Source organism: Amycolatopsis sp. WAC 01375 (assembly GCF_003947325.1).
Classification (GTDB): Bacteria; Actinomycetota; Actinomycetes; order Mycobacteriales; family Pseudonocardiaceae; genus Amycolatopsis.
In genome coordinates, this window is sequence record NZ_QHHW01000027.1 from 205,519 (window position 1) to 230,816 (window position 25,298).

Here is a 25,298-nt window from a genome sequence, read left to right on the forward strand (position 1 = left end):
TGCGTCGATGCGTCAAGTCGTTGACACGCTGGGTCACGGCGAGGAGTACTTCGCGGTCTTTCCCGACCACGAAGCCGCTCTCGCCGTGGCCCCGCGGTTGCACGCACCTGGGTCCCGGACGCTCGCCCACGCGTCGGGGCGGCCGTGGCTGACCGGCCGGTGGCCGGACGACGGGATCGTCGTGGCCTCGGCTGGGCGGACCAGGCTGGCGGTGATCGGCTGGTGCCCGGTCACCGAGAAGGAGTTGACCATCGCGGCCGCGCGGCTGCGCGATCCCGGCGGGCTCGGCGCGCTGGCGGCGAAACTGCCCGGCAGCTTCCACCTGGTGGCCTCGGTGGACGGGCACTGCCGGGTGCAGGGCACCGCGTCCGGGCTGCGGCTGGTCCACCACACCAGGATCGGCGGCGTAGTGGTCGCTGCCGACCGCGCGGACATCCTCGCCCACGCGGCCGGCGCGGACATCGACGAGCGGATGCTCGCGGTCCGGCTGCTGTTCCCGGTCCCGCATCCGTTGCTGCACAAGCCGATGTGGCGCGGGGTGCACGGGGTGGAGCCGGGCAGCGCGCTCGTGCTCACGCCGGACGGCCTCGCCGCCCGCACGGTGCGGTGGTGGGATCCGCCGCGCCCGGAACGCTCGCTCGCGGAAGGCGCGCCGCTGGTGCGGGAAGCGCTCACCGCCGCGGTCGACGCGCGCACGGCCGCCGGTGGCGTGGTCGCCTGTGATCTTTCCGGTGGCCTGGACTCGACCTCGGTGACCTTCCTCGCCGCACGCGGCGACGCGAAGATCGTGGCGAGCACCTGGCCTGGACTCGACCCGGCCGACGACGACCTCACCTGGGCGACGCGCGCGGCGGCGCATCTGCCCGAGGTCGAGCATGTGGTGTGGGACGTCGCCGCGTCTCCGCTGGTCTATGCGGGCCTGCTCGAAATCGACGATCCGCTCGACGAACCGACCATCGGGATGATGGACAGGGCCAGGCTGCTCAGCGATCTGGCGCCGCTGGCGGCCAAGGGCAGCAGGGTCCGGCTGACCGGAATCGGCGGCGATCACGTCGCTTGGTGCTCAGAAGCGCACTATCACACGATTCTGCGGCGACGCCCGTTGTTCGCACTGGGCGCGCTCCGGGGTTTCCGCGCGTTGTTCACCTGGCCGCTCGGTGGCATGGTCCGCGCGCTGGCCGATTCCCGTTCGTACCGCCGGTGGCTCTCGGACGCCGCGGCCGACGTCCGCGCGCCGAAGACCGCACCGGTGACCGCGGCGCTGGGCTGGAGCACTCCGCCCCGATTGTTCGACTGGGTGACGCTGGAGGCGAAAGAGCTGGCGAGCGTGGCGATCCGCGACGCGGCGCTCACCGCGGAGCCGCTCGGCAGGACCAGGGGCGAGCACGCGGACCTGGAGCAGATCCTGTCCTGCACGCGGATCATCCGGCAATGGGAGCAGATGAGCGCGCGGGCCGGGCTGCCGATCCAGTCGCCCTTCCTCGACGACCGGGTGATCGAGGCCTGTCTGTCGATCAGGCCGGACGACCGGGTGACGCCGTGGGCGTACAAACCGGTGCTCACCGAAGCCATGCGCGGCGTGGTACCCGGCGAATGCCTGGCCCGCACCAGCAAGGCGCAGGCGTCGATGGACGCCGCGGCGGGTCTGCGGGCCTGCCGCGGCGACCTGCGCGAGCTGTGGGCGGACCCGCGGCTGGCCGAGCTCGGCCTTGTCGACCGGAATCGCTTGGGCGCCTTGGCATCGCGGCCCGATACACCGGAACTTCGCGACAGCATCCTGTATCCGACCATCGGCTGCGAGGTCTGGCTGCGCACGTTCTCGAAGCCCTTGCTCTCTCTGGAGGAGAAATGAGCCTCGCGTTCCGCCCCAACGTGTCCATTGTGGACACCGACTATGGGTCAGTGCTGCTCGACGAGCGCAAGGGCCGGTATTTCCAGCTCAACCCGAGTGGCCGGATCGTCGTGCGGACGCTGCTCGAAGGCGGTGACAGCGACGAGGCGGCCGGCGCGCTCATCGAGGAGTACGACGTCTCGCGTGAGCGTGCCGAGCAGGACGTGACCGCGCTGGTGGAGGGTCTGCGCGCGGCGGGCCTGGTGACACCGTGACCACCCCGAGCGCGCTCAGCAGGCCGCGATCACTGCCGTTCGGGCGGCGGCTCGCCGCGCGGCAGGCGGTCGCCGTGGCCAGGCTGATCGCGATGCTGCCGCCCCACCGGATCCGGCTGGTGTTCGGCGTACTCCGCCGCGGCGCCCGGCCCGCCACCCGCGAGCAGGCGGAGGCCGCGAGGGAGGCGGTGCTCGCGGTCAGCCTGGTCTGCCTCGGTCCGAAAGGCTGCCTGCCCAGGTCGCTGGCGGTCACGCTGCTGTGCAGGCTGCGTGGTGTTTGGCCGACGTGGTGCGTCGGCGTCCGGGCGCGGCCGCCGTTCGGTGCGCACGCCTGGGTCGAGGTGGACGGGCAGCCTGTCGGCGAAGGGGTCTCCGCCGGGTATTTCGCCAGGCTCGTCGCGGTCGGACCGCCGGATCGGGTCCGATGAGCGATCGGGCGGGCTTCCGGGACCTGCTGCGGCTGACCGCGGGCCACCGGAGGGTGCTGACACTGGCCATCGTGCTCACCGTGTCGGCGTCCGGACTGGGGATGCTCCAGCCGTTGCTGGTCCGGCACGGGATCGACTCGGTGGGCACGCGGCCGCTTTCCTGGTGGTTCATCGCGGGCATAGCCGGGCTTTTCCTCGTCCAGGCCGCTGTGGACGGGCTCGGCTTGTTCATGCTGGAGCGATCGGGTGAACGCGTGGTGCTCAGCGTGCGCAGACGGATGATCGCGCGCCTGCTGCGGCTGCGGATGCCCGCCTACGAGGACCATCGGCTCGGCGACCTGATCTCCCGGCTCAGCGTCGACACCACCGTGCTGCGCGACGTGGTGTCGACCGCGTCGGTCCAGCTCGTCGCGGGCGGGTTGACCGGACTGGGCACGGCGGTGCTGATGCTGCTGCTCGACCCGGTGCTGTTCGGCCTGGTGGCGGCGACCGTGTCGGTCGCCGCCGTCGTGGTGGCCGCGTTGCTCGGCAGGCTCCGCGCGGCCGGCGAGCGGACGCAACGCGGCGTCGGCGAGATGGCCGCGGACCTCGAACGCGCGCTGGGCGCGATCCGGATGGTGCGCGCGAACCGGGCGGAGCCGCGAGAGGAGCGGCGGATCGGCGAACGGGCCGAGTCGGCCTTCGCCGCGGGGGTGCAGGCGGCCAAGCTGACCTCGGTGATGACCCCGGCCGTCGAACTGGCCATCCGCGGCTCGCTTCTGCTGGTGCTGCTCATCGGCGGGGCGCGGGTGGCGGCGAACGCGACCTCGCTGGGCGAGCTGGTGGCGTTCCTGTTGTACGCGACCTATCTGGTGGTGCCGCTCATCTCCCTGCTCCAGGGAATCGGCCTCGTCCAGCGCGGCATGGGCGCGCTGCAGCGGGTGCACGAGGCATCCCTCTTGCCCGTCGAAAGCGACACGGTAAGCCGCTCACCGATACTCCCCGGGCGGTCCGCGCCGGTGCTGGAATTTCGCGACGTCCGATTCTCCTACGGGAAAAGGACGGTGCTGGACGGTGTTTCGTTCCGGGTCCAACCGTGTACGAGTGTGGCGTTGGTCGGAAAGTCGGGGGCGGGAAAGTCGACAATTTTCTCGCTGGCCGAGCGTTTTTATCAGCCCTTTTCCGGAACGGTACTGCTGAATGGCGTCGACCTGAACGGAATGTCACTCTCCGACTGCCGTTCCCGGCTGGCACTGGTCGACCAGAACGTGCCCATCCTGCACGGCACGCTGCGGGAAAACCTCGTGTACGCGGCACCGGACGCCGACGCGGGGGAACTCGCGCGAGTGCTGGACATGGTCAACCTGGCCGGGCTCGTCGCCGGCCTGCCCGACGGGCTCGACACCCAGGTCGGTGAACGCGGGAACATGCTCTCCGGCGGCGAGCGGCAGCGGGTCGCCATCGCCCGCGCTCTGCTCACCCGGCCTGACCTGCTGCTTCTCGACGAGCCGAGTGCGCATCTCGACCAGATCAACGAGCTCGCGCTGGCCATGGCGCTGGAGCGGGCCGGACGTGAATGCGCGCTGCTGATCATCGCGCACCGGCTGGCCACCGTCCGCCGGGCCGACCGGATACTGGTGCTCGACGAGGGCAGGGTCGCCGGTGACGGCACGCACGACGAGCTCGCCGTGTCCTGCCCGCTGTACCGGCGGCTCGTCGAGAATCAGTTGTCCGATGATCGGTCTGCCGGAAGCCGACCGGCCGAAGCGGCTTCCGCCGGATAGTCCCCGATGGTGGACATCTCGTCCCCCGGATGGCCCTGTCGCATCTTCCGGGCGCTCTTGAGAATGGATCGCTGGGATGTCGGATGGGTTATTCGGATGGGCGGGTGATGATGCTCAGATGATCTACAACCGACTGGCCGGTGGCCAATTGAGTCGGCAAATGGAATTCGTGGAGGTGCTGTCGGGACGATGCGATACGCTCAGGCGTATCGACCGGTTTTGTGAAACCACCAAACTCGTGTCCGGAATTCTTTCCAACGGCGGCCGGGCAGGCGTCTGCGACCCGGCGCTGCTGGAGTCGATGCTCTTCAGTCCGGGACGCAGGCGGCTGGTGGTCGACTCGCGGCTGGCGGGCGGTGAGCTGGTGCGGCACCACGAAAAGGCCAGGCAGACCGAAATCAGGGTGTACGGCGGAGTGCTGCGGCACATGCTGGTCTTCGACGCCCGGTACGCGGTCGTGCCGCTCGACGAGGTGAGCCTGCACGCGGGCGCGCTGGTGCTGCGTCCCCCGCTCGTCGGTCCCTGCGGTCAGTTCTTCGGGGTCCTCTGGTCGGAGTCGCGGCCGCTCGGTGGCGGGCCCGGACGGGGCGCCTGTCTCAAGGGACGGCAGCGGCAGGTCGCGGACCTGCTGGTGGAGGGAGCCACGGACCATCAGGTCGCCAACCGCCTTGGCATGAGCAGCAGGACCGTGCGCACGATCGTGTCCGAGCTGCACGACCGGTTCGGCACCACCTCGCGGATGGCCTTGGGTTTCAGTCTCGGCCGGGTGACCAAGCGCGTCTAGTCCCGGTACCGCACCTCCCAGGCTCCCGAGGTCCCGTCCGCCGCCAGCGCCCGTTTGAGCACTTTGTGCGTCGCCGTCCGCGGCAGTTCCTCGACCATTCGCACGAACCGGGGCCACTGCTTCTGCCCGAGATCGCCTTGCGCGGCAACAAAAGCGGCGAACTCGGCCGCGTCGATCGGCGTCCGGCAGACCAAGGCGGCCATCACCCGGTCGCCCACCCTCGGATCCGGCACCCCGTACACGGCCGCCTCGCTGACCGAAGGATGGCGGAGGAGCGCGCGTTCGATCGGCGCGGTACCGAGGTTCTCGCCGTCGACGCGGAGCCAGTCGCCGAGTCGTCCCGCGAAGTAGCAATAGCCGTCCGCGTCGAGATACGCCAGGTCTCCGGTGTGGTACATCCCGTCGCGCATCCGCTCGGCCTCGGCGGCCGGATCGCCGTAGTAACCGGCGAAGAAGCCGGCGCCGCCGGTGTTGACCAGTTCGCCGACCGCCTCGGCGGCGTTGAGCATCCTCCCGCCCGCGTCGAATTCCGCCGGGGGACAGGGTTTCCCGGTCCCCGGATCAAGGACGGCGACGCCGTCGAGCAGTCGGCCGAGTGAGCCGGCCGGGGTGGTGGCGTCCCGGCCGAAGTTCACGCCGCCCTCGGTCGAGCCGAACGCGTCGACGACGTGGCAGCCGAAGCGTTTGCCGAAAGCGGCGAGGTCGGCTTCCGCTCCTTCGTTGCCGTAGACGAGTTTCAGCGGGTTTTCGGCGTCGTCGTCCCGCTCGGAAGTGGTGAGCACATAGGACAGTGGCTTGCCGACGTAGTTGGCGTACGTCGCACCGAACTTCCGCACGTCCGGCAGGAAGCCCGAAGCGGAGAACCGCCGCCGCAACGCTATCCCCGCGCCCGCGGCGAGCCCGACCGACCAGCCCGCCATGATGGCGTTGGAGTGGAACATCGGCATCGACACGTACACGGCGTCCTCTGTGGACAGACCGAACCGCGTCGCCAGCATCTCGCCGGGGTAGGCGATCTTCCCGTGTGTGCACCGGACGGCCTTCGGGTCGCCACTGGTGCCGGAGGTGAAGATCAGCATGAGCAGGTCTTCGGGCTTCGCGGCCACGGGGACGACGGCCTCCCGCGCCGGCTCGAGCTCGCTCAGCGGCAGCACCGGGACACCGGCCTCGGACAGGAGCGGCAGGTACTTTTCCTCGGCGAACACCAGCTCGCAGTCGGCCAGCGCGACGTCGCGGGCCAGTGCCGCGCCCCGGCGCGTCGGGTTCAGGCCGACCAGCACGTGCCCCGATAGCGCCGCGCCGCCGAGCAGGAACGAAAACTCGGGGACGTTGTCCGCCAGCAGCCCGAAATGCCCGCCGGGCCGCAGGAGCCCGGCGAGCGCGGTGGCGTATCCGGCGCAGGCCCGGACGTGCTCGGCCCAGGTCCAGCGCCGGTCTTCGAACAGCAGGCCGGTCGAGCGGTCCTCCGCCCGCGCGAGCAGGAGTTCCGTGACCGTGGGGGTCATGCCGGATCCGCGGCCAGCAGGTCGCCGAGTCCGCGCAGTTGCGCGGTCGCGCCGCCCAGCGTGAACTCGAGCCGCTTCGCCGCGACGAAGTAACGATGCAGCGTGTGGTCGACGTCGATGCCGACCCCGCCGTGGATGTGCACGGCGGTGTGCGCGACCCGATGCCCGGCTTCGGCCGCCCAGAACTTCGCCGTCGCGACCTCTTCGGCCGCCGGAAGGCCTTCGCTCAGCCGCCAGGCGGCCTGCCACAACGTCAGCCGGACGGCTTCGACGTCGACGTAGGCGTCGGCGAGCCGCTGCCGCACCGCCTGGAAACTCCCGATGAGATGGCCGAACTGCTTGCGCTCCCGCGCGTACGCCGCGGTCAGTTCCAGTGCCCGTTCGACGACGCCGAGCTGCTGGGCGCAGACGCCGATCGTGGCCCGCAGCCGCAGCCATTCGCCGATGTCGCCCAGTGAGGTCGCGGCTTTCGCGCCGGACAGTTCGACGAGTGCCGCGTCGGCGTGGTCGACGGTCCGCTGCGGGGAGACGGTCACCGCGTCCCGGTCGAGCAGGAACACCTGCCGTCCGCCGTCGATGGCGGCTTCGACGAGGAACCCGTGCGCGAAAGCACCCGAAGGCGCCGCCGTCTGGGCACCGGTCAGCCGCCAGCCGTCGCCGTCGGCCTCGGCGGTGAAACCGCAGGGCACACCGTAATCCGGCAGCGCCACCGCGAGGACGTGGTCGCCGCGCAGGACCGGGACGACCCAGCGCTCCACGAGCCGACCGTCCCCGAACCGGGCCACCGCCGCGGCGCCGAGGACGACCGACGTCAGATACGGCACGGGCGCGACCGCGCGGCCGATCTCGGCCAGTACGGAACACTGCTCCAGCAAGCCGAACCCGCCACCGCCGACCGACTGCGGCAGGGCGGCGTCGAGCACCCCCGCCTGGGCCAGTGAAGTCCACAGTGGAGCGTCGAAGCCGCCGGAACCGTGCGGTCCCAGCACATCGGGGGTGACCTTGTCCGTCAGGATCCGGTTCGTGAGCGAGGCGAGATCCTGCTGTGCTTCGGTGAGCGTGAAGTCCATGGGTGCCTCCTAGCGCGTGACGGGCAGGCCGAGGGCGGTCGCGGCGATCATGTCCCGCTGGATCTCGTTGGCGCCGCCGCCGAAGGTGAGGATCAGCGAAGACCGGTGCAGCCGCTCGATCCGGCCGCGCAGCAGGGCGCCGGGGGAGCCCTCGCGGACGACGGCGCCCGCGCCGAGGATCTCCATCATCAGCCGGTACGCCTCGGTCGCGAACTCCGTGCCGAACACCTTGGTCGCCGACGCCTCCGCCGGGCCGAGGTCGCCGGTCGCGGCCGCCCAGGCGATCCGCCAGTTCCGCAGTTTCAGGTACTCGGCGTGCGTGTGGACCCGCGCCAGATGCAGCCGCACCCACGGCTGGTCGATGACGCGGGAGCCGTCGGGCAGTTTCGTGGTCTGCGCCCAGGTCCGCACCTCGCGCAGCGACGTCTGGATCGGCGCGGCCGAGGTCAGCGCGACCCGCTCGTGGTTGAGCTGGTTCGTGATGAGCGGCCAGCCCTCGTTCTCCCCGGCGACCCGGGACGTCACCGGCACGCGCACGTCGTCGTAGTAGGTCGCGCTCGTGCCCGGTCCGGCGACCGTGTGCACCTTCGTCCACGAGAAGCCCGGCGCCGACGTCGGCACGATCAGCATGCTCAGGCCCTTGTGCCGGTGGGCCTCGGGGTCGGTGCGGGCGGCCAGCCAGATGTAGTCGGCGTACTCGATCAGGCTCGTCCACATCTTCTGGCCGTTGATGACGTAGTCGTCGCCGTCGCGGATCGCGCGGGTGCGCAGCGCCGCCAGGTCCGTCCCGGCGCCCGGTTCGGAGTAGCCGATCGCGAAGTGCAGCTCGCCGGCGGCGATCTTCGGCAGGTAGAACGCCTTCTGTTCTTCGGTGCCGTAACGCATGATGGTCGGCCCGACGGTGTTCACCGTGAGGAACGGGACGGGCACCCCCGCGGCGGCCGCCTCGTCGGTGAAGATGAGCTGGTCCAGCATCGGCCGGTCCTGCCCGCCGTACTCGCGGGGCCAGCCGATCGCGAGCCAGCCCGAACTGCCGAGGTCCCGGACGATTTCCTTGTACACCACGGCGTCGCCGTACTCGCCGCCGTCACCGGCCAGGGCTTCGCGGCGTTCGGGGGTCATCAGCCCGGCGAAATACTCCCGTAGTTCCCCGGCCAGTGCGCGCTGCTCCGGCGTGTAGTCGATCCGCATCCGTCACCTCTGCCGTCGGTGCTCGTTACTGGTGCCATGGCCGCTCGCGGCGGTAGGGTAGAACCTGTTCTAGTTGTACCAGGTGTGACGGCGAGGAGGGAATATGGAGATCGACGTCGATCGGTCGCTCTGCGAGGCGAACGCGATCTGTGTCGGCTTCGCGCCGGAGGTCTTCGATCTCGACGACGACGAGGAGCTTGTCCTCGCGTCGGCCGAAGTTCCGCATAATCAAGTAGAACGTGTTACTCAAGCTGTGGCGAGCTGCCCGAAAAACGCCCTGCTCATACGTGGTTAGCACCGTTTATTTGACGCTTGCATACGGCGAGAACAGATTCTAGTGTGTGCGGAGAGGCTGTGCGTTGAAAGGCTGGAGGCCCGGAGTGAGTTTGGACGGCAAGACGGCCATCGTGACCGGGGCCGGCGCGGGACTCGGCCGGGCCGAGGCGCTGGCGCTGGCCGCCGCGGGGGCGTCGGTGGTGGTCAACGACGTGTCGGCCGCGGCGCAGGCGGTCGCCGACGAGATCGAGGCCGAAGGCGGCAAGGCCGTCGCGGTCACCGGCGACGTCTCGGAGTCCTCGACCGCGGACGCACTGCTCACCGGCGCCGTCGACCACTTCGGCGGTCTGCACGTCCTGGTCAACAACGCGGGCGTGCTGCGCGACCGGATGCTGTTCTCGATGTCCGACGAGGAATGGGACACGGTGCTCCGGGTCCACCTTCGCGGGCACTTCCTGCTTTCCCGCAATGCCGGGGCGTACTGGCGCGACAAGTCCAAAGTAGACGGAGCGCCGGTGTACGGCCGGGTGGTCAACACCGCGTCGGAGTCGTTCCTGCTCGGTGCGCCCGGCCAGCCGAACTACGGCGCCGCGAAGGCGGGCATCGCCGCGCTCACCGTCTCGACCGCCCGCGGTCTTTCCCGCTACGGCGTCCGCGCCAACGCGATCTGCCCGCGCGCCCGCACCGCGATGACCGAAGCCGTCTTCGGAGCCGACGCGCCGGAGGGGATCGACCCGCTTTCGGTCGACCACGTCGCGCCGTTCGTGTCCTTCCTCTGCTCGCCGGAAGCCGACCGGATCAACGGTCAGGTCTTCCTCGTCTACGGCGGGATGGTCGCGCTGATGCGGCCGCCGTCGGTGGAACAGCGGTTCGACACCGTCAACGGCACCTGGACCACCGAAGAACTCGCGGCCAACGTGGGCGGCTACTTCGCCGACCGTGACCAGGAACGCATGTTCGCCGCCTCCGAGATCATGTCGCTGCCGTGAACAGAGGAGATGATGGGATGGGCAGGCTCGACGGCAAGGTAGCCCTGATCACCGGCGGTGCCCGTGGGCAGGGCGAAGCGGCCGCGCGGCTGTTCGTGGCCGAGGGCGCGCGTGTGGTGATCGCCGACATCAACGACCTCGACGGCAAGAAACTCGCCGCCGATCTGGGCGAGTCCGCCGTCTACCAGCATCTCGACGTCGGCGACGAGGCCGAATGGGACGCCGCGATCGAGCGCACCCGCTCGGAGTTCGGCCCGCCGACCGTGCTGGTCAACAACGCGGGCATCCTGCATTTCTCGGAACTGGGCAAGACCACGCTCGCCGACTACGAACGCGTCATCCGGGTCAACCAGATCGGGGCGTTTCTCGGGATGCGTTCGGTCGTTGAACCGATGACCGGGGCCGGAGGCGGCTCCATCGTCAACGTGTCCTCAGTGGAAGGCCTCGCCGGGATGCCGTTCCTCGTCGCCTACACCGCGAGCAAGTTCGCGATCCGCGGGATGACCAAGGTCGCGGCGCTCGAACTCGGCGCGAAGAACATCCGGGTCAATTCGGTCCACCCCGGCGCGATCGACACCCCGATGGTCGCCGCCGCCGCGGGTGGGCAGAAAGTCGACATGTCGTGGGTGGGCAAGAAAGTCGCCCTCGGCCGCGTCGGGCAACCGGAGGACATCGCGAAACTCGTGTTGTTCCTGGCCAGTGACGAAAGTTCGTACAGCACGGGCGCGGAGTTCGTCGCCGATGGCGGTGCGACCGCTACGCACGCACTCAAGTTCTAGCGTGGAGGTGCCGAGAGCAAAGTGAACACCGCTAACGCAATGGGGCGTTGACAGGTGGAGTAAGACTCGGGGCAGGCTACTGGGAGGTTCTGTGAACGCATCGGTGTCCGTCCCGGGTACGGGTGCGCTAATCCAGGTCGGCAGGCTCGCAACCTTGTCGTGGGAAGTCCTGCGCGCGATCTTCAAACGCCCGTTCCAGTTCCGCGAGTGGATCCAGCAGTGCTGGTTCTTCGCCAGTGTCACCATCCTGCCGACGGCGTTGGTGGCGATCCCGTTCGGCGCCGTCATCGCCTTGCAGCTGGGCTCGCTGACGCAGCAGATCGGCGCGCAGTCGTTCACCGGCGCGGCGAGCGCGCTCGCGATCGTGCAGCAGGCGAGCCCGCTGATCACCGCGCTGCTCGTGGCTGGCGCGGGCGGCAGCGCGGTCTGCGCGGACATCGGCGCCCGCAAGATCCGCGAAGAGATCGACGCCATGGAGGTACTCGGGGTCAACCCGATCCAGCGCCTGATCGTCCCCCGCGTCCTCGCGGCCATCGTGGTTTCGGTACTGCTGAACGGTTTGGTCAGCGTCGTCGGGGTGCTCGGCGGCTATTTCTTCAACGTCGTCATGCAGGGCGGCACCCCCGGCGCGTACCTCGCCAGCTTCAACGCGCTCGCCCAGGTGCCGGACCTGTGGATCAGCGAGATCAAGGCGCTGCTCTACGGTTTCGTCGCCGGGGTGGTCGCGGCGTTCCGCGGGCTGAACCCGGCGGGCGGGCCGAAGGGCGTCGGCGACGCGGTGAACCAGGCCGTGGTCATCACCTTCCTGCTGCTGTTCCTGATCAACGTCGTGCTGACCGCGATCTACCTGCGGATCGTGCCGCCGAAGGCGATGTGACATGGCAGGCGAACCCGCTGTTTCGGATCGGACGCTCGAGATCATCGCGCGTCCCGGCGCGATGCTGGAAGGCTTCGGCGGCCAGCTGTCGTTCTACTTCCGCGCGCTGGCATGGACCCCGCGCACGATCCGGCGCTACGGCCGCGAGATCTTCCGCCTGCTGACCGAAGTCAGCTTCGGCACCGGCGCGCTCGCGGTGATCGGCGGGACGCTCGGCGTGATGATCGGGATGACGCTGTTCACCGGTCTCATCGTCGGCATGCAGGGCTACTCGGCGCTGAACCAGCTCGGCACCGCCGCGCTGACCGGGTTCATCTCGGCCTACTTCAACACCCGCGAGGTCGCGCCGCTCTCGGCCGGGCTCGCGCTCTCGGCAACCGTCGGCTGCGGGTTCACCGCGCAACTGGGCGCGATGAAGATCTCCGAGGAGATCGACGCGCTCGAAGTGATGGGCGTGCCGAGCCTGCCGTACCTGGTGACGACGCGGGTGATCGCCGGCGTCACCGCGGTCATCCCGCTTTACGCCGTCGGCCTGCTTTCGTCCTATCTCGCCTCGCGGCAGATCACCATCTGGCTCTACGGCCAGTCCGCGGGCACCTACGACCACTACTTCACGCTGTTCCTGCCGCCCGAGGACGTGCTCTGGTCGTTCCTCAAGGTGATCATCTTCAGCGTGCTCGTCATCCTGTCCCATTGCTACTACGGCTACACCGCCAGCGGTGGGCCCGCCGGGGTCGGCGTCGCGGTCGGGCGCGCGGTGCGGACGTCGATCGTGCTGATCTCGGTACTCGACTTCTTCCTCAGCCTCGCGATCTGGGGTGCCACGACGACGGTGAGGATTTCCGGGTGAACAGGAGGATTCTGCTGCAGCGGCTCCGGCACCAGGTGCTGGGACTGATCTTCCTCGTGGTGGTCGTGCTGTTCTTCGTCACCACCATCGCCTTCTACCAGAAGGCCTTCACCAAGGTGACCCTGGTGAACCTGGAGACCGACCGCATCGGCAACCAGATGCGCGAGGGCGCGGACGTCAAGGTGCGCGGGATGGTCGTCGGCGAGGTACGGACGATCCGGGCGCATGGTGATCGCGCGACGATGGAACTGGCGCTGCAACCGGACAAGACGTCGGTCATCCCGTCGAACGTGTCCGCGCGCCTGCTGCCGAAGACACTGTTCGGTGAGCGGTATGTCGCTTTGCAGGTACCCGAGAAACCCCAGCGGCACATCGCCGAGGGCGACGTCATCCCGCAGGACCGCAGCAGCAGCGCGATCGAGCTGGAAACCGTGCTGGGCAACGTGATGCCGCTGCTGCAGGCCGTACAGCCGGAGAAGATGGCCAGCACGCTCAACGCCGTCGCGTCCGCTTTGGACGGTCAGGGGAAACAGCTCGGCACGACGCTGGCCGGGCTTTCGGGCTATCTCGGCAAGGTGAACCCGTCGCTGCCCGATCTCAAGGCCGACATCACCGGGCTGGCCGACGCGACCGCGATCTACGACAAGGCCGCGCCGGATCTGCTGGCCGCGCTGTCGGATCTGACCACCACGAGCAAGACCCTGGTCGAGAGCCAGCGCGGTCTCGCCGACGTCTACTCGACGGTGACCGCCGCTTCGATCGACCTGACGAGCTTCCTGAAAGTGAACCAGGACAACCTGATCCGGCTCACCACCAACCTGCAGCCCACGTTGGACGTCCTCGCGAAGTACGCGCCGGAGTATCCGTGCCTGCTCAAGCAGCTGGCCGAATCGGTGCCGCGCGCGGAACTCGCGTTCGGCAAGGGCACCGCGCATCCCGAGGTCAGCCGGGTGACCATCGAGTTCACACCGAGCAGGGGCAAGTACCTGCCCGGTGTCGACGAGCCGAAGTACGACGACAAACGCGGCCCGCGCTGCTATCCGCAGGTGCCGCCGCCGGGACGCTGGCCGCAGTACCCGCCGGACGGCGCCATCGACGACGGGTCCTCGAAACCCGCGCCACCGCGGGATCCCGACGGCACCCTGCCCTCTGGTGGGAGCGCGGGTGGCTCGGTGGTGAACACACCGGACGAACAGCAGCTGATCGACCTGCTCGTGTCGCCCGCCATGGGCACGACACCGGACCAGGTGCCGAACTGGGGCAGCCTGCTGGTGGGGCCGCTGTACCGCGGGGCGGAGGTGGAACTCCGATGAGGTACTCGGCTGCTCAGCCGACGTTGCGAAAGCCACTTTCGCAACACGCTCGGCGCGCCAGCGGAGCCACGGCAATCACCGGATCCGCGAGGGAGGTGGAACTCCGATGAGGTCCTTCGTCCCGGATCTGGTCAAGATCCTCATCTTCGCGGTGGTGACGGTGCTGCTCACCGCGATCCTCGGTGCCACCATCGCGAACACCAACTTCGGCGAGACCTCCGGCTACACGGCCAAGTTCACCGACGCGTCCGGGCTCAAGGAGGGCGACGACGTCCGCATCGTCGGCGTCAAGGTCGGGCAGGTCGCCAGGATCGAGGTCGAGGAAGGCGACCGCAGCTTCGCCCAGGTCCATTTCGACGTCCAGACCTCGCATCGGCTGCCCGCGTCGGTGACCGCGACCATCAAGTACCGCAACCTGGTCGGCCAGCGGTATCTCTCGCTCGGCACGGATATCGGGGACGAGAAGTCGTTGCCGCGCGGCGGGGTCATCCCGCCCGAGCGCACCAAACCGGCGCTGAACCTGACCGTGCTGTTCAACGGGTTCAAACCGCTCTTCCGCGCGCTGAACCCCGAGGACGTCAACAAACTGTCCTACGAGATCATCCAGGTATTCCAGGGTGAGGGCGGCACGATCACCAGTCTGCTCGCGCACACCGCGTCGGTCACGTCGGCCATCGCGGGCAAGGACAAGATCATCGGTGACGTCATCGCGAACCTCAACACCGTGCTCGGCACGGTCGAGAAGCGGTCGCCGGAGCTGGGCGAGCTGATCGACCAGACCCAGCGGCTCGTCACCGGGCTGGCCGAGCAGCGGCAGCCGATCGGGGAGGCGGTCAAGGCGCTGGGCGACCTCACCGTCGCCACCACCGGGCTGCTCGCCGACGCGCGGCCGGCGCTCAAGGAAGACGTCGCGCAGCTCGGCGCGCTGTCGCAGAACCTCGGCGACTCGGAACAACTGATCGACCATCTCCTGCAGGTGCTGCCGGGCAACCTGCAGAAGTTCACCAGGACGCTGAGTTACGGCAGCTGGTTCAACTACTACCTGTGCGGGATCTCCGGCAGCATCGGCATCAAGTCGCTCAACATCGAACTGCCGATCACGCCGCTGCCCGGCACGCAGCGACCGGAGAGGTGCGGGCCGTGAAACCGCTCAAGGAACGCAACCAGGCCCTGGTCGGCGGCGTGACGCTCATCCTGATCGTGCTGATCACGGCGACGACGTACTTCTCCGACCGGATCCCGTTGTTCGGCAGCGGGACGACGTACTCCGCGTACTTCGGCGAGTCGGCGGGGTTGGCGCCGGACAACGAGGTCCAGGTCGCCGGGGTCAAGGTCGGCCAGGTCAGCTCCGTGGAGCTGGCAGGCAAGAAGGTGCTGGTGAAGTTCCGGGTCAAGGATGTCAGGGTCGGCGACGCGACCGCCGCCTCGATCGAGATCAAGACCCTGCTGGGGGAGAAGTTCCTCGCGCTGACCCCGAAGGGCAAGGCGAACCAGGATCCGAACACCACCATCGGGCTCGACCGCACGCGGACGCCGTTCGAACTGCAGGACGCGTTCCAGGAGCTGTCGGGCACCGTCGGCGAGATCGACACCGCGCAGCTGGCGTCGAGTTTCACCGTCCTTTCCGACGCGCTCAAGGACAGCCCGCAGTATCTCAAGGACGCGCTGAGCGGCCTGTCCTCCTTGTCCAAGACGGTGTCCTCACGCGACGGTGACCTGAAGACGTTGCTGGCCAACACGAGCAAGGTGTCCAAGACGCTGTCCGACCGCAACGCCCAGCTGAAACGGATCCTCGACGACGGCAACCTCCTGCTCGCCGAACTGCAGAACCGGAAGGACGCGATCAGTACGTTGCTCAAGGGCACGCAACAGGTCTCCGCGCAGCTGTCCGGTCTCGTCGCCGACAACCGGCAACAGCTGAAGCCGACCCTCGAGAAACTCGGCAAGGTCACCGACATCCTGCAGCGCAACCAGGACAACCTCAGCCGCAGCCTCGCGCTGATGGCGCCGTTCGCCCGCGTCGGCGCCAACGCGACCGGCAACGGGCGCTGGTTCGAGGGGTACCTGTGCGGGCTGCTGCCGCCGACGATCATCGCGGGCGCGTTCCAGGTCAACCCGGAGGGCTGCACGCCGCCGATCGCGGCGCCGAACCAGGGGGTGGGCGGACGATGAGCGCTCAGCACCGCACGCTTTACCGCTGGGTCGCGTCCGCCTGCGTCCTCGTGCTGCTCCTCACCGCGGGACTGTGGCTGGTGTTCAAGGAACCCGGCGGGACGCGGATCAGCGCCTACTTCGGGAAGACGGTCGGGCTCTACGCGGGTTCGTCGGTGCGGGTGCTCGGGGTGAAGGTCGGGGAGATCACCGGCGTCACGCCACAGGGTGAGGCGGTCCGGGTCGACATGCGGATCGACGGCGACACCCCGATCCCGGCCGACGCGGGCGCCGTCGTCGTCGCGCCGAGCCTGGTCAGCGACCGGTACGTCCAGCTGACCCCGGCGTACGAGAGCGGCCCCGAAATGGCCTCGGACACGGTGATCGCCAAGGAGAAGACGGCGACGCCGGCGGAACTCGACGACCTCTACACCAGTCTCGACAAGCTCTCGACCAGCCTCGGACCCAACGGCGCCAACAAGAACGGCGCGCTGTCCGACGTGCTCGACACCGCGGCGGCGAACCTCGCCGGTAACGGGAAGAACCTCAACACCACGGTGACGCGGCTGTCCGAACTGGCCAAGACCCTGGACAGCTCCAAAGGCGACCTGTTCAGCACGGTGCAGAACCTGAACTCGTTCACCGGCGCGCTGGCCGAAAGCGACAAGCAGCTCAACGAGTTCTACCGCCGGGCCGCGGACGTCAGCGGCTTCCTGGCCGCGGATTCCGCCGACGTTGGCGCCGCGCTGAACTCACTGGCGACGGCGATGGGCGACGTCGAGAAGTTCGTCGCGGAGAACAAGGACCTGCTTTCGTCCAATGTGGACAAACTGGCGGGCCTGACGAAGGTGCTCGTGGACCAGCGGGCCTCGCTCGCCGAGGTGATCGACATCGCGCCGACCGGGGCGACCAACTTCATCAACTCCTACGACGCGGCGTCCGGCACGATCGCGGTGCGGGACAACCTGAACGAGCTGACGCATCCGCCGATCCTGACCGTGTGCCGCCTGATCAGCGCGAGCACGCCGAAGCCGATCCCGGACGCCCTGGGCAACATCTGCAAACAGCTCGCGCCCGTCCTCGACGGCACGCTGAAACTCCCGTCGGTGCCGCAGGTGCTGGCCTCACTGCAGAGCGGTGAGCTGCCACCGCTGCCTCTCCCGCTCGTCGACGTCATGACCAAGGGGCTCCCGAAATGAGGCGGCAACGGCAGAAGATCGCGGGGGTGATGGCGGGCGTCCTGGTGCTGGCCGGATGCAGCGACGGTGGTTTCTCCGGGCTGTACAACACTCCCTTGCCGGGTGGCGCGGATCTCGGCGACCATCCGTACCGGCTTTCCGCGCAGTTCTCCGACGTGCTCGACCTCGTGCCGCAGGCGAGTGTGAAGGTCAACGACGTCCCGGTCGGCCGGGTCGAGAAGATCGACCTCGCGCCGGACACGCGATCGGCGTGGGTGAGCATGGTCGTCAACGGCGACATCGCGCTGCCCGCGAACGCTCGTGCCGAGCTGCGGCAGTCGAGTCTGCTGGGGGAGAAGTTCGTCGACCTGCACGCCCCCGAAAAACCGGAAGGCGCCCTCGCCGAGGGCGCGAAGATCCCGCTGGACCGCACGAACCGCAACCCCGAGGTCGAAGAGGTCCTCGGCGCGCTTTCCTTGCTGCTCAACGGCGGCGGGGTCGAGCAGATCCAGAAGATCAGCCACGAACTCAACGAGGCGCTCACCGGCAACGAGGCCGAGGTGCGCTCACTGCTGTCCCAAGTGGACAAGCTGGCCACCGAACTCGACGGGCACAAGGGCGAGATCCTGCGCGCCATCGACGGTCTCGACAAGCTGTCCAAAACCCTGGTCGGCCAGACGCAGAACCTCACGAACGCGCTCGACAATCTTTCGCCGGGGCTCAAGGTCGTGACCGAGCAACGGGATCAGCTCGTCGGCATGCTGCAGTCGCTGAACACGCTGTCCGGGGTGGCGACCGAAACGATCAAGGCGAGCAAGGACACGCTGGTGGCGAACCTGCGCGCGTTGCAGCCGACGCTGAAGAAGCTCACCGAGGCGGGCCAGGACCTGCCGACGGCGCTGCGGATCCTGCTCACCTATCCGTTCCCGGACTACGCGGGCAACGTGATCAAGGGTGACTACGCGAACGTCGAAGCGAAGATCGACCTGAATCTGGACACGTTCCTGGAGAACATGAACAACTCGTCGCAGCCGATCATCCAGCTGCCCGGCACTCAAGGCACCGGCACCCCCGGCGCGATCCCGTTCAACAACGGTGCCGCGCCGCCGGTGCTGCCCCTGCCCGCCGGCGATCTCCCGCAGGCTCCCCGGACGCCCCAAGGGGACGTGCTCGGTGGGGTGCTCGGCGGGATCCTCGGACCGCTGCTGGGAGGTGGCCGGTGATCACGCGCAAGACCAAGATCAAGATGGCGGTGTTCGTCGTCATCGCGGTGGTCTCGGTCGTCTACGCGGGCGGCAAGTACGCCGGGCTGGACCGGCTGTTCGGCACCCGCGGCTACCTCGTCACCGCCCAGCTCGCAGACTCCGGCGGGATCTTCGTCAACGCCGAGGTCTCCTATCGCGGGGTCGCGGTCGGCAAGGTCGCGTCGATGACGCTCACCGAGCACGGCATCGACCTCGGCCTCGACATCGACGAGGGTGCGCCGAAGATCCCCGCGGACACCAAGGCCGCGGTCGCGAACCGGTCGGCGGTGGGGGAGCAGTACGTCGATCTGTTGCCCATGCACGAAAACGGGCCGTACCTGGCCGAGGGATCGGTCATCGAACGGGACAAAACCTCGATCCCGCTCGCGCCGGACACCGTGCTGTCCAATTTGGACAAGCTGGTGTCGAGTGTGAAGCCGGAATCGTTGAAGACCGTCGTCGACGAGACCTACGAGGCGTTCGCCAACGCCGGTCCGGATCTGAGGCAGCTGCTGAACAGCACCGGTTCCCTCACCGCGACGGCGACGCAGTACCTGCCCGACACCCAGGGCCTGCTCGCCAACTCGCGCACGGTGCTGGACACCCAGCGGCGGCAGGCGGACAACATCACCCAGTTCTCCAGCGGGCTCAAGACGATCGCGGCGCAGTTGAAGACGTCCGATCCGGATCTGCGGCGGGTGATCGACGAAGCACCCAAGCTGAGCCGCCAGATCAGCGACGTGCTCGCGGTTTCCGGGACCGACCTCGGGGTGCTGTTCGCGAACACGCTCACCACCGCCCAGATCACCTCCGCCCGCACCGACGCGATCGAGGAACTCCTCGTCGCGTACCCGATCATCTCGGCCTTCTCGCGGTCGACGTCGCCGGACGGCACCGGTCACCTCGGCGTCGTGTTCAACTTCTTCGATCCGGTCTCGTGCACCAAGGGCTACGAGGGCACGAAACAGCGCCCCGCCAACGACACCACCGAGGCCCCGGTGAACACGCAGGCCTACTGTGCCGAGCCGCCGGGAAGTCCCACGGGCGTGCGAGGCTCGCAGAACGCTCCGTACGCCGGGAAGCCGCCCGCGGTCCCTGAGCGTCCGAAGCAGACCCCGCAGGCGGCGGAATCCGCTCAGCTGCCGGGCGTGCTGAGCCTGCTCACCGGATCCGCGCCGGGCGGACTGGGCGCGTTGCTGGGCGGCAAGTAATGCTCACCCGTGCTCTCGCTGTCGGCACTGTCGTCGCGCTCCTCACCGCCGCCTGGTTCGGCTGGTCGTGGTGGAGCGCCGCCCGGGACGACGGCCTTGCCCGCGGCCGGGAACGTGAAGCCGTGCTGGCCGCCGCGTCCGGCCAGCTCGAAGTGCTCAACACGATCGACTACCGCAGCGGCGCCCAGGACGTCGACCGCTGGCTGGGCGTCACCACCGGACGCCTCGGCAAGGATCTCACCGGCGACCGGAAGGTCCAGATCGACCGCGCGACCACCAGCAAGACCGTCGCCACGGCCAAGCTCAAACAGGCCGCGGTCACCGAACTCGACGCCGTCGCCGGGACGGCACGGCTGATGGCCGTGCTGGACGTGCGGGTCAGCACCGGCGGCGGATCGGCCGCGCCCAAGGTGAGCAGGCTGACCGTGGACTACCAGCGCGTCGAGGACGGCTGGAAGGTCAGCGCGGTACAGGCGGCGGGCTCGTGACCGGGCGCACCCCGCGGATCCTGATCGCGCTCATCGTGCTGGCCACCGGCTGTGCGGTGTGGTTCGGCCTCCAGGCGTCCTCGCTGGGCTCGGACGGCAACGCGGCACTGGTGGACCAGGCCGCCACAGCCGAGGTCGCGGACCAGGTCGGCGCCGGGGTCAAGGCGGTCTTCTCCTACGACTACAGCAACCTCGCGCGGACCGAACGGGCCGCGGCCGACGTGCTCACCGGCGAGGCGACCGGGCAGTACCGGGACCAGTTCGCTTCGGCGCGGAAACGGGCCGAAGAGCAGAAGCTCGTGCGCACCACGACGGTCCGATCGCTCGGTGTCCGGACCCTGCGCGGAGACCAGGCCGAAGTCCTGTTGTTCCTCGACCAGCAGACGATCGCCGCCGGCGGCGGCGCACCGCAGTCGACGGTGTCCCAGCTTTCGGTCACCGCGCAGCGCGTCGACGGCCGGTGGAAGATCTCACAGCTGACCCCGCTGTGACGGCCGCGATTCGTCACCTGGTTGCGGTGTCAGGAGAGGCGTTTCATGTTCGCCCCGGAGATCGCAGCGCCGGAAACGGTGTAAGAACCGGAAAATGTACGCAGTGAACCATCGGTCTGGCGCGCCGAAAGATGGACGTGCACGGTGTTCCCGCTCACGCCCGTCACGGTGAGGGCTGCCCAGGAAGTCGTCGCGAATCCCTTGACGTAGGAGGCATAAGTGCCGCCTTTCGCCAGCCGCTGCCCGCCGAGATTCCACGCGGTGGCGAAATCACGCCGGTTGAGCGCGTCGTAGTACGCGATCACCGCATCCGCCACGGGAACCGCCGGCGCGGGATGGACCGTCTGTGTCGCCGGCGGTGCGACATAAACCGTCCGAGGCGGGGCCGCGACCGCGGGCGGCTGGATCACGATCGTGGTCGGCGGAGCGGCCACCACGACGGCCGGAGCCGGCGTTCCCTGCTGGGGTACCGCGCACGCGGCCAACGCGCCCGCCGCCATCAGCGTCACCGCCGCCCGATTCATCGTTCCCATTTCTCTCCCCTTTTCCTCGTGCTACCGAGAATGTGGGAAACATCGGTCGCGTCACCAGAGGATTTGTCCTCGTTACGAATGGTGAAAAACGCGCCGGAACCGTTATCGGATCTTGGGCGCGCGGGCCGGAAGCCACCCTCGTCTCACGCCGGATCACCGCCGGGTTTAGCGTTAGGCATGACCACTGCACCTGTCGATGTCGAGAGCGCCCGCCGCGACTACGCGGCCCTCGTCGACCGTGGCCTCTCCCTGGACATCACCCGCGGCAAGCCGTCCCCCCGCCAGCTGGACCTCGCCGACGGCTTGCTCGCCCTGCCCGGAGACGTGCGCAAGGCCGAGGACGGCACGGACGTCCGCAACTACGGCGGACTCAAGGGCCTGCCCGAGCTCCGCCGCATCTTCGCCGGGCCGCTGCAGGTCCCGGCCGAGCAGCTGCTGGCCGCGGGCAACTCCAGCCTGGAGCTCATGCACGACTCGATCGTGCAGGCCTTCCTCAGCAAGCTCCCCGGCGCCGAGCGCCGATGGGCCGACGAGCCGAGCGTCAAGTTCCTGTGCCCCGTGCCGGGCTACGACCGCCACTTCGCGCTGGCCGAGCGCTTCGGGATCGAGCTGATCCAGGTGCCGCTCACCGAGACCGGCCCGAACATGGGCTTCGTCGAGCGTCTCGTCGCCGAGGACGCCGCGATCAAGGGCATCTGGTGCGTGCCGAAGTACAGCAACCCGACCGGCGTCACCTACAGCGACGACACCGTGCGCCGCCTGGCGACGATGGTCACGGCCGCCCCGGACTTCCGGATCTTCTGGGACAACGCCTACGCCGTGCACCACCTCACCGACGAAGAGGCGCAGCTGGCGGACCTGCTCGCGCTGGCCACCGAGGCGGGCAACGCCGACCGCGTGTTCGTCTTCGGCTCCACCTCGAAGGTCACCTACGCGGGTGGCGGCGTCGGCTTCTTCGGCGCCTCCGAGGCCAACCTGGCCTGGTGGACCGGCCTCATCGGCAAGCGGACCATCGGCCCGGACAAGGTCAACCAGCTCCGCCACGCGCAGTTCCTGCGCGACGAGGACGGCGTCCGCGAGCACATGCGCAAGCACGCCGAGCTCATCGGGCCGAAGTTCGCGGCCGTCGACGAGATCCTCACCAAGGAACTGGGCGAATCGGGCCTGGCGTCCTGGACCAAGCCGACCGGCGGGTACTTCATCTCGCTGACCGTGCCGTCGGGGACCGCCAAGGAGGTCGTGCGGCTGGCCAAGGAGGCGGGTATAGCCCTGACCCCGGCCGGCGCGACCCACCCGTACGGCGACGACCCCGAGGACGCCGTCATCCGCATCGCGCCGACGTATCCTGAGCTGGCCGAAGTCGAAGAGGCCATCCGCGGGCTCGCCGTCTGCGTCCGCCTTGCCGCGGCGACGAAGAAGTAAGTCAGTCACGTGACGTCGCCAGTACTGGACCTCGTGAGTGTTAAGGACGGTTCTGGCCAAGGGTGTTTCAGGTACCTGCTGGGGTGAGCCGGGTAGCGGAAGGCGTGAAGGACTCCTTGCCTCGGCTCAGCCGAGGAAACTCGACCTTCACACCTTCCGAAGTACATGAAGGCCCCCATCCTTGCGCCTGGCGCAAGGATGGGGGCCTTCATGTACTTCACGCGAGCAAAGCCACAGGCCACGCGCAGGTAGCTCAGAGAGGGTTCGTTCTAACCGTCCTTAGCACTCACGAGACCCCCTGATCTGCGCTTCTCTCGCCCGAGAGCGTGGCGTGGCACGGTCGCCGTTCGCCTTGCCGCGGCGACGAAGAAATAATTCCGAGATCTTTTCCAATCCGGGTCACGGGTGGTTCCGAACGTCCGAGTGGGTGGGTGTGCACCGCAAAGACGAGAGGAACCACTCGTGTTCGGAAAGCCCTTCGTTCGTACCCTGATCTCGCGCAGCGCCGAGAACCGCACGGATCGCCGCCGGTTCCTGAAGGCCGCCGGCGCGGCGGGGCTCGGTGTGGTCGGCGCGACCTACCTCGGGGTGCAGGCCACTTCGTCCGCTTCGGCGACGGGTGAGGCCGCTGCCGTTGCGGAAGCCCCTAGTGACGCGGCCGTGCTCAACTTCGCGCTCAACCTGGAGTACCTCGAAGCCGAGTTCTACTCCTTCGCCGTCCACGGCCGCGGGCTGCCGGACGATCTCACCGGCGGCGTCGGCGCCCAGGGTGGCGTGGTCGGCGGCAAGAAGGTGATGTTCCACGACAAGACGCTGCACCAGTTCGCGAAGGAGATCGCCGGCGACGAGGTCGCGCACGTCAAGTTCCTGCGCGGCGCGCTGGGCGAGGCAGCGGTGTCGCGGCCCGAGATCGACCTCAAGGACAGCTTCACCGCCGCGGCCAAGGCGGCCGGGCTGATCAGCGAATACCAGCAGTTCGACCCGTTCGCCAACGAGAAGAACTTCCTGCTCGCGGCGTACCTGTTCGAAGACGTCGGCGTCACGGCCTACAAGGGGGCCGCGCCGCTGATCACCAACAAGACGTTCCTGGACGCGGCCGCCGGGATCCTGGCCGCCGAGGCCTACCACGCCGCCACCATCCGGACGTCGCTGTTCGACCGGGACCTCGGCGACGCGGCGGCCAAGATCTCCAACGCCCGCGACGCGCTCGACGGCCCCGGCGACGACGACCAGGGCATCCTGCTGGGCAACCAGGCCAACATCGTCCCCGCCGACAACAACGGCATCTGCTTCGGCCGCGGCGCCGACAGGGTGCTGAACATCGTCTACCTGAACCCCGGTCCGGTGAAGGAAGGCGGGTTCTTCCCCAAGGGGGTCAACGGCGACATCGTCGCCAGCGGCGGCGCGTGATCCCCGCTGTCGTGTCGCCGTTTCCCGGTACCGTCGGGTGACGGCGACACGACGGAGGGGTTCGCGGTGAAGGCTGTGATCATCGGCGGCGGCGTCTCGGGCACGGTGACCGCGATGGCGTTGCGGCTGGCCGGGATCGAAGCGAGCGTTCACGAGGCGTACCCGTCCGGCGGCGAGGACGCGGGCGCGTTCCTGACGATCATGCACAACGGCATGGACGCCCTGCGCGCGATCGGCGCCGAGGCCCCGGTGATCGACAACTCCTTCGCCGCCGTCGGGCTGGAACTCGTGACGCCGGACGGGAAGACCGTCGAGCGGCGGTCGTTCGACCTAGACGGCACTGACGGTCTCGCCGGGCCGCGCACCTTGACGCGTGCGTCCCTTTACCGTGCGCTGCAAGAGGAAGCGATCTCGCGCGGGATCACCTTCGAACGCGGGAAGCGGCTGGTTTCCGCGTCGCCGGGAGTCGCCCGCTTCGAGGACGGGTCCGTCGCCGAGGGGGACATCCTGATCGGCGCCGACGGGCTGCGGTCGGTCGTCCGGACCATCATCGACCCGGCGTGCCCGCCTCCGCGCTCGACCGGCCTCGACGTCGTCTACGGCTACACGACCGACACGAACATCCCGCAGGCGCCGTCTCTCTATCGGATGATTCAAAGCCTGCACGCCTCCTTCGGCTACACGAGCACACCCGACGGCTCGACGTACTGGTTCGCGCGGCTTCCCACGGCCGAAGGCGTCCGCACCGGTCTTTCGGCGGCTGAGTGGCGCTCGGCGGCTTTCGCCGCTTTCGACGGGGAACCGTTGCCTGCCGCGGAAATCATCCAGTCGACGGGGGACGACGTCTTCGGTGGCCACTCCTACGACGTCCCCTCGACGCCGGTGTGGTTCAACGCGTCGATGGTGCTCGTCGGCGACGCCGCGCACGCGGCCTCGCCCGCCGAGGGGCAGGGAGCGTCGATGGCACTGGAGGACAGTGTCGTGCTGGCGCAGTGCCTACGAGATCTTCCTGACGCGCCAACGGCTTTCATGGCCTACGAGCGGCTGCGGCGGGCGCGGGTGGAGAAACTGGTGGCCGGCAGCGCGGCGGTGTCTTCGGGGACGACGTCCGACCGGGACCGGAACTGGCTGTACCAGCACCACATCGAGTGGGACGCGACGATCACCCGCAATTAGTCACCTACTTGCGGTGGTGACGCGCCTGGACACCTGCCGCGGCCCGCTCACCGGCCCGCGCGG

At 68.8% G+C, this 25,298-nt stretch carries 25 protein-coding genes; 21 read left to right on the forward strand and 4 right to left on the reverse strand.

Features of this window, described 5'->3' with window-relative positions:
- The first annotated feature begins 7 nt into the window (after window positions 1–7).
- The 5 genes from DL991_RS17645 (at window position 8) to DL991_RS17665 (ending at window position 5,081) form a co-directional block, all read left to right on the forward strand.
- Window positions 8–1,852: a lasso peptide isopeptide bond-forming cyclase gene (locus DL991_RS17645; protein ID WP_125785406.1), complete on the forward strand. Its 1,845-nt coding sequence runs from the start codon at window positions 8–10 to the stop codon at window positions 1,850–1,852.
- Entirely contained in the window at window positions 1,849–2,106 is a 258-nt protein-coding gene (locus tag DL991_RS17650) for a lasso peptide biosynthesis PqqD family chaperone (RefSeq protein ID WP_125785407.1), read from the forward strand. Before DL991_RS17645 ends, DL991_RS17650 begins: the two co-directional genes overlap by 4 nt.
- Window positions 2,103–2,534 (forward strand): lasso peptide biosynthesis B2 protein, encoded by a 432-nt coding sequence (locus DL991_RS17655; protein ID WP_125785408.1) that lies wholly within the window; start codon window positions 2,103–2,105, stop codon window positions 2,532–2,534. Before DL991_RS17650 ends, DL991_RS17655 begins: the two co-directional genes overlap by 4 nt.
- Window positions 2,531–4,297 carry an ABC transporter ATP-binding protein gene (locus tag DL991_RS17660; RefSeq protein WP_125785409.1) on the forward strand — a complete coding sequence of 589 codons (1,767 nt, stop codon included), beginning with the start codon at window positions 2,531–2,533 and terminating at the stop codon, window positions 4,295–4,297. The genes DL991_RS17655 and DL991_RS17660 overlap by 4 nt, the downstream gene beginning before the upstream one ends.
- 238 nt (window positions 4,298–4,535) lie before the next feature.
- Complete coding sequence (locus tag DL991_RS17665; RefSeq protein WP_158632650.1) at window positions 4,536–5,081, forward strand: LuxR C-terminal-related transcriptional regulator; 546 nt, start codon at window positions 4,536–4,538, stop codon at window positions 5,079–5,081.
- On the opposite strand, the gene DL991_RS17670 is transcribed toward DL991_RS17665, so the two are convergent.
- The 3 genes from DL991_RS17670 to DL991_RS17680 are packed head-to-tail and all read right to left on the reverse strand — an operon-like array spanning window position 5,078 to window position 8,847.
- The gene (locus DL991_RS17670; RefSeq protein ID WP_125785411.1) at window positions 5,078–6,586 is read right to left on the reverse strand and encodes a long-chain-fatty-acid--CoA ligase; all 1,509 of its coding nucleotides are present in this window, start codon (window positions 6,584–6,586) and stop codon (window positions 5,078–5,080) included. The genes DL991_RS17665 and DL991_RS17670 overlap by 4 nt on opposite strands.
- Window positions 6,583–7,656, reverse strand: coding sequence for an acyl-CoA dehydrogenase family protein (locus tag DL991_RS17675; protein WP_125785412.1), 1,074 nt, complete (start codon window positions 7,654–7,656; stop codon window positions 6,583–6,585). Before DL991_RS17675 ends, DL991_RS17670 begins: the two co-directional genes overlap by 4 nt.
- A gap of 9 nt (window positions 7,657–7,665) precedes the next feature.
- Complete coding sequence (locus tag DL991_RS17680) at window positions 7,666–8,847, reverse strand: acyl-CoA dehydrogenase family protein (protein WP_125785413.1); 1,182 nt, start codon at window positions 8,845–8,847, stop codon at window positions 7,666–7,668.
- A 103-nt stretch (window positions 8,848–8,950) separates the two neighbouring features.
- On the opposite strand from DL991_RS17680, the gene DL991_RS17685 reads away from it, so the two are divergent.
- From DL991_RS17685 to DL991_RS17745, 13 genes are all read left to right on the forward strand, one after another.
- Window positions 8,951–9,142, forward strand: a complete 192-nt coding sequence (locus DL991_RS17685; protein WP_125785414.1) for a ferredoxin — start codon at window positions 8,951–8,953, stop codon at window positions 9,140–9,142.
- Between the two features lie 85 nt (window positions 9,143–9,227).
- Window positions 9,228–10,112, forward strand: a complete 885-nt coding sequence (locus DL991_RS17690; protein WP_125785415.1) for a 3-oxoacyl-ACP reductase — start codon at window positions 9,228–9,230, stop codon at window positions 10,110–10,112.
- 17 nt (window positions 10,113–10,129) lie between these two features.
- Entirely contained in the window at window positions 10,130–10,891 is a 762-nt protein-coding gene (locus DL991_RS17695) for a glucose 1-dehydrogenase (protein WP_125785416.1), read from the forward strand.
- Between the two features lie 91 nt (window positions 10,892–10,982).
- Window positions 10,983–11,768, forward strand: a complete 786-nt coding sequence (locus DL991_RS17700) for an ABC transporter permease (protein ID WP_091597335.1) — start codon at window positions 10,983–10,985, stop codon at window positions 11,766–11,768.
- 1 nt (window position 11,769) lies between these two features.
- On the forward strand, window positions 11,770–12,618 hold the full coding sequence (locus tag DL991_RS17705) for an ABC transporter permease (RefSeq protein ID WP_125785417.1): 849 nt from the start codon (window positions 11,770–11,772) through the stop codon (window positions 12,616–12,618).
- The gene (locus DL991_RS17710; protein ID WP_125785418.1) at window positions 12,615–13,931 is read left to right on the forward strand and encodes an MCE family protein; all 1,317 of its coding nucleotides are present in this window, start codon (window positions 12,615–12,617) and stop codon (window positions 13,929–13,931) included. The genes DL991_RS17705 and DL991_RS17710 overlap by 4 nt, the downstream gene beginning before the upstream one ends.
- A gap of 106 nt (window positions 13,932–14,037) precedes the next feature.
- Window positions 14,038–15,075: an MCE family protein gene (locus tag DL991_RS17715; protein ID WP_125785419.1), complete on the forward strand. Its 1,038-nt coding sequence runs from the start codon at window positions 14,038–14,040 to the stop codon at window positions 15,073–15,075.
- Window positions 15,072–16,103: an MCE family protein gene (locus DL991_RS17720; protein WP_199746550.1), complete on the forward strand. Its 1,032-nt coding sequence runs from the start codon at window positions 15,072–15,074 to the stop codon at window positions 16,101–16,103. The genes DL991_RS17715 and DL991_RS17720 overlap by 4 nt, the downstream gene beginning before the upstream one ends.
- Complete coding sequence (locus DL991_RS17725; protein WP_125785421.1) at window positions 16,100–17,281, forward strand: MCE family protein; 1,182 nt, start codon at window positions 16,100–16,102, stop codon at window positions 17,279–17,281. The genes DL991_RS17720 and DL991_RS17725 overlap by 4 nt, the downstream gene beginning before the upstream one ends.
- Complete coding sequence (locus DL991_RS17730) at window positions 17,278–18,483, forward strand: MCE family protein (protein ID WP_125785422.1); 1,206 nt, start codon at window positions 17,278–17,280, stop codon at window positions 18,481–18,483. Before DL991_RS17725 ends, DL991_RS17730 begins: the two co-directional genes overlap by 4 nt.
- On the forward strand, window positions 18,480–19,715 hold the full coding sequence (locus tag DL991_RS17735; protein ID WP_199746551.1) for an MCE family protein: 1,236 nt from the start codon (window positions 18,480–18,482) through the stop codon (window positions 19,713–19,715). The genes DL991_RS17730 and DL991_RS17735 overlap by 4 nt, the downstream gene beginning before the upstream one ends.
- The gene (locus DL991_RS17740) at window positions 19,715–20,203 is read left to right on the forward strand and encodes a hypothetical protein (RefSeq protein WP_125785423.1); all 489 of its coding nucleotides are present in this window, start codon (window positions 19,715–19,717) and stop codon (window positions 20,201–20,203) included. The genes DL991_RS17735 and DL991_RS17740 overlap by 1 nt, the downstream gene beginning before the upstream one ends.
- Entirely contained in the window at window positions 20,200–20,694 is a 495-nt protein-coding gene (locus tag DL991_RS17745; protein WP_125785424.1) for a hypothetical protein, read from the forward strand. Before DL991_RS17740 ends, DL991_RS17745 begins: the two co-directional genes overlap by 4 nt.
- Before the next feature lie 29 nt (window positions 20,695–20,723).
- Here the strand turns inward: DL991_RS17745 and DL991_RS17750 are convergent, their stop codons facing one another.
- Complete coding sequence (locus tag DL991_RS17750) at window positions 20,724–21,227, reverse strand: hypothetical protein (RefSeq protein ID WP_125785425.1); 504 nt, start codon at window positions 21,225–21,227, stop codon at window positions 20,724–20,726.
- A 177-nt stretch (window positions 21,228–21,404) separates the two neighbouring features.
- Here DL991_RS17750 and DL991_RS17755 point away from each other — a divergent pair, with 177 nt between their 5' ends.
- The 3 genes from DL991_RS17755 (at window position 21,405) to DL991_RS17765 (ending at window position 25,235) form a co-directional block, all read left to right on the forward strand.
- Window positions 21,405–22,649, forward strand: coding sequence for an aminotransferase class I/II-fold pyridoxal phosphate-dependent enzyme (locus DL991_RS17755; protein WP_125785426.1), 1,245 nt, complete (start codon window positions 21,405–21,407; stop codon window positions 22,647–22,649).
- Window positions 22,650–23,111: 462 nt separating this feature from the next.
- Window positions 23,112–24,059 carry a ferritin-like domain-containing protein gene (locus DL991_RS17760; RefSeq protein WP_125785427.1) on the forward strand — a complete coding sequence of 316 codons (948 nt, stop codon included), beginning with the start codon at window positions 23,112–23,114 and terminating at the stop codon, window positions 24,057–24,059.
- 66 nt (window positions 24,060–24,125) lie between these two features.
- On the forward strand, window positions 24,126–25,235 hold the full coding sequence (locus DL991_RS17765; RefSeq protein ID WP_125785428.1) for an NAD(P)/FAD-dependent oxidoreductase: 1,110 nt from the start codon (window positions 24,126–24,128) through the stop codon (window positions 25,233–25,235).
- The last annotated feature ends 63 nt before the right edge of the window (window positions 25,236–25,298 follow it).

Excerpts from the sequence above, each read along its gene's own strand:
- DL991_RS17650 (WP_125785407.1), top strand. The coding sequence starts at position 1,849 with ATGAGCCTCGCGTTCCGCCCCAACGTGTCCATTGTGGACACCGACTAT.
- DL991_RS17755 (WP_125785426.1), top strand. The coding sequence starts at position 21,405 with ATGACCACTGCACCTGTCGATGTCGAGAGCGCCCGCCGCGACTACGCG.
- DL991_RS17705 (WP_125785417.1), top strand. The coding sequence starts at position 11,770 with ATGGCAGGCGAACCCGCTGTTTCGGATCGGACGCTCGAGATCATCGCG.
- DL991_RS17715 (WP_125785419.1), top strand. The coding sequence starts at position 14,038 with ATGAGGTCCTTCGTCCCGGATCTGGTCAAGATCCTCATCTTCGCGGTG.
- DL991_RS17750 (WP_125785425.1), bottom strand. The coding sequence starts at position 21,227 with ATGGGAACGATGAATCGGGCGGCGGTGACGCTGATGGCGGCGGGCGCG.
- DL991_RS17680 (WP_125785413.1), bottom strand. The coding sequence starts at position 8,847 with ATGCGGATCGACTACACGCCGGAGCAGCGCGCACTGGCCGGGGAACTA.
- DL991_RS17695 (WP_125785416.1), top strand. The coding sequence starts at position 10,130 with ATGGGCAGGCTCGACGGCAAGGTAGCCCTGATCACCGGCGGTGCCCGT.
- DL991_RS17675 (WP_125785412.1), bottom strand. The coding sequence starts at position 7,656 with ATGGACTTCACGCTCACCGAAGCACAGCAGGATCTCGCCTCGCTCACG.
- DL991_RS17730 (WP_125785422.1), top strand. The coding sequence starts at position 17,278 with ATGAGGCGGCAACGGCAGAAGATCGCGGGGGTGATGGCGGGCGTCCTG.
- DL991_RS17670 (WP_125785411.1), bottom strand. The coding sequence starts at position 6,586 with ATGACCCCCACGGTCACGGAACTCCTGCTCGCGCGGGCGGAGGACCGC.
- DL991_RS17725 (WP_125785421.1), top strand. The coding sequence starts at position 16,100 with ATGAGCGCTCAGCACCGCACGCTTTACCGCTGGGTCGCGTCCGCCTGC.
- DL991_RS17740 (WP_125785423.1), top strand. The coding sequence starts at position 19,715 with ATGCTCACCCGTGCTCTCGCTGTCGGCACTGTCGTCGCGCTCCTCACC.
- DL991_RS17660 (WP_125785409.1), top strand. The coding sequence starts at position 2,531 with ATGAGCGATCGGGCGGGCTTCCGGGACCTGCTGCGGCTGACCGCGGGC.
- DL991_RS17685 (WP_125785414.1), top strand. The coding sequence starts at position 8,951 with ATGGAGATCGACGTCGATCGGTCGCTCTGCGAGGCGAACGCGATCTGT.
- DL991_RS17645 (WP_125785406.1), top strand. The coding sequence starts at position 8 with ATGCGTCAAGTCGTTGACACGCTGGGTCACGGCGAGGAGTACTTCGCG.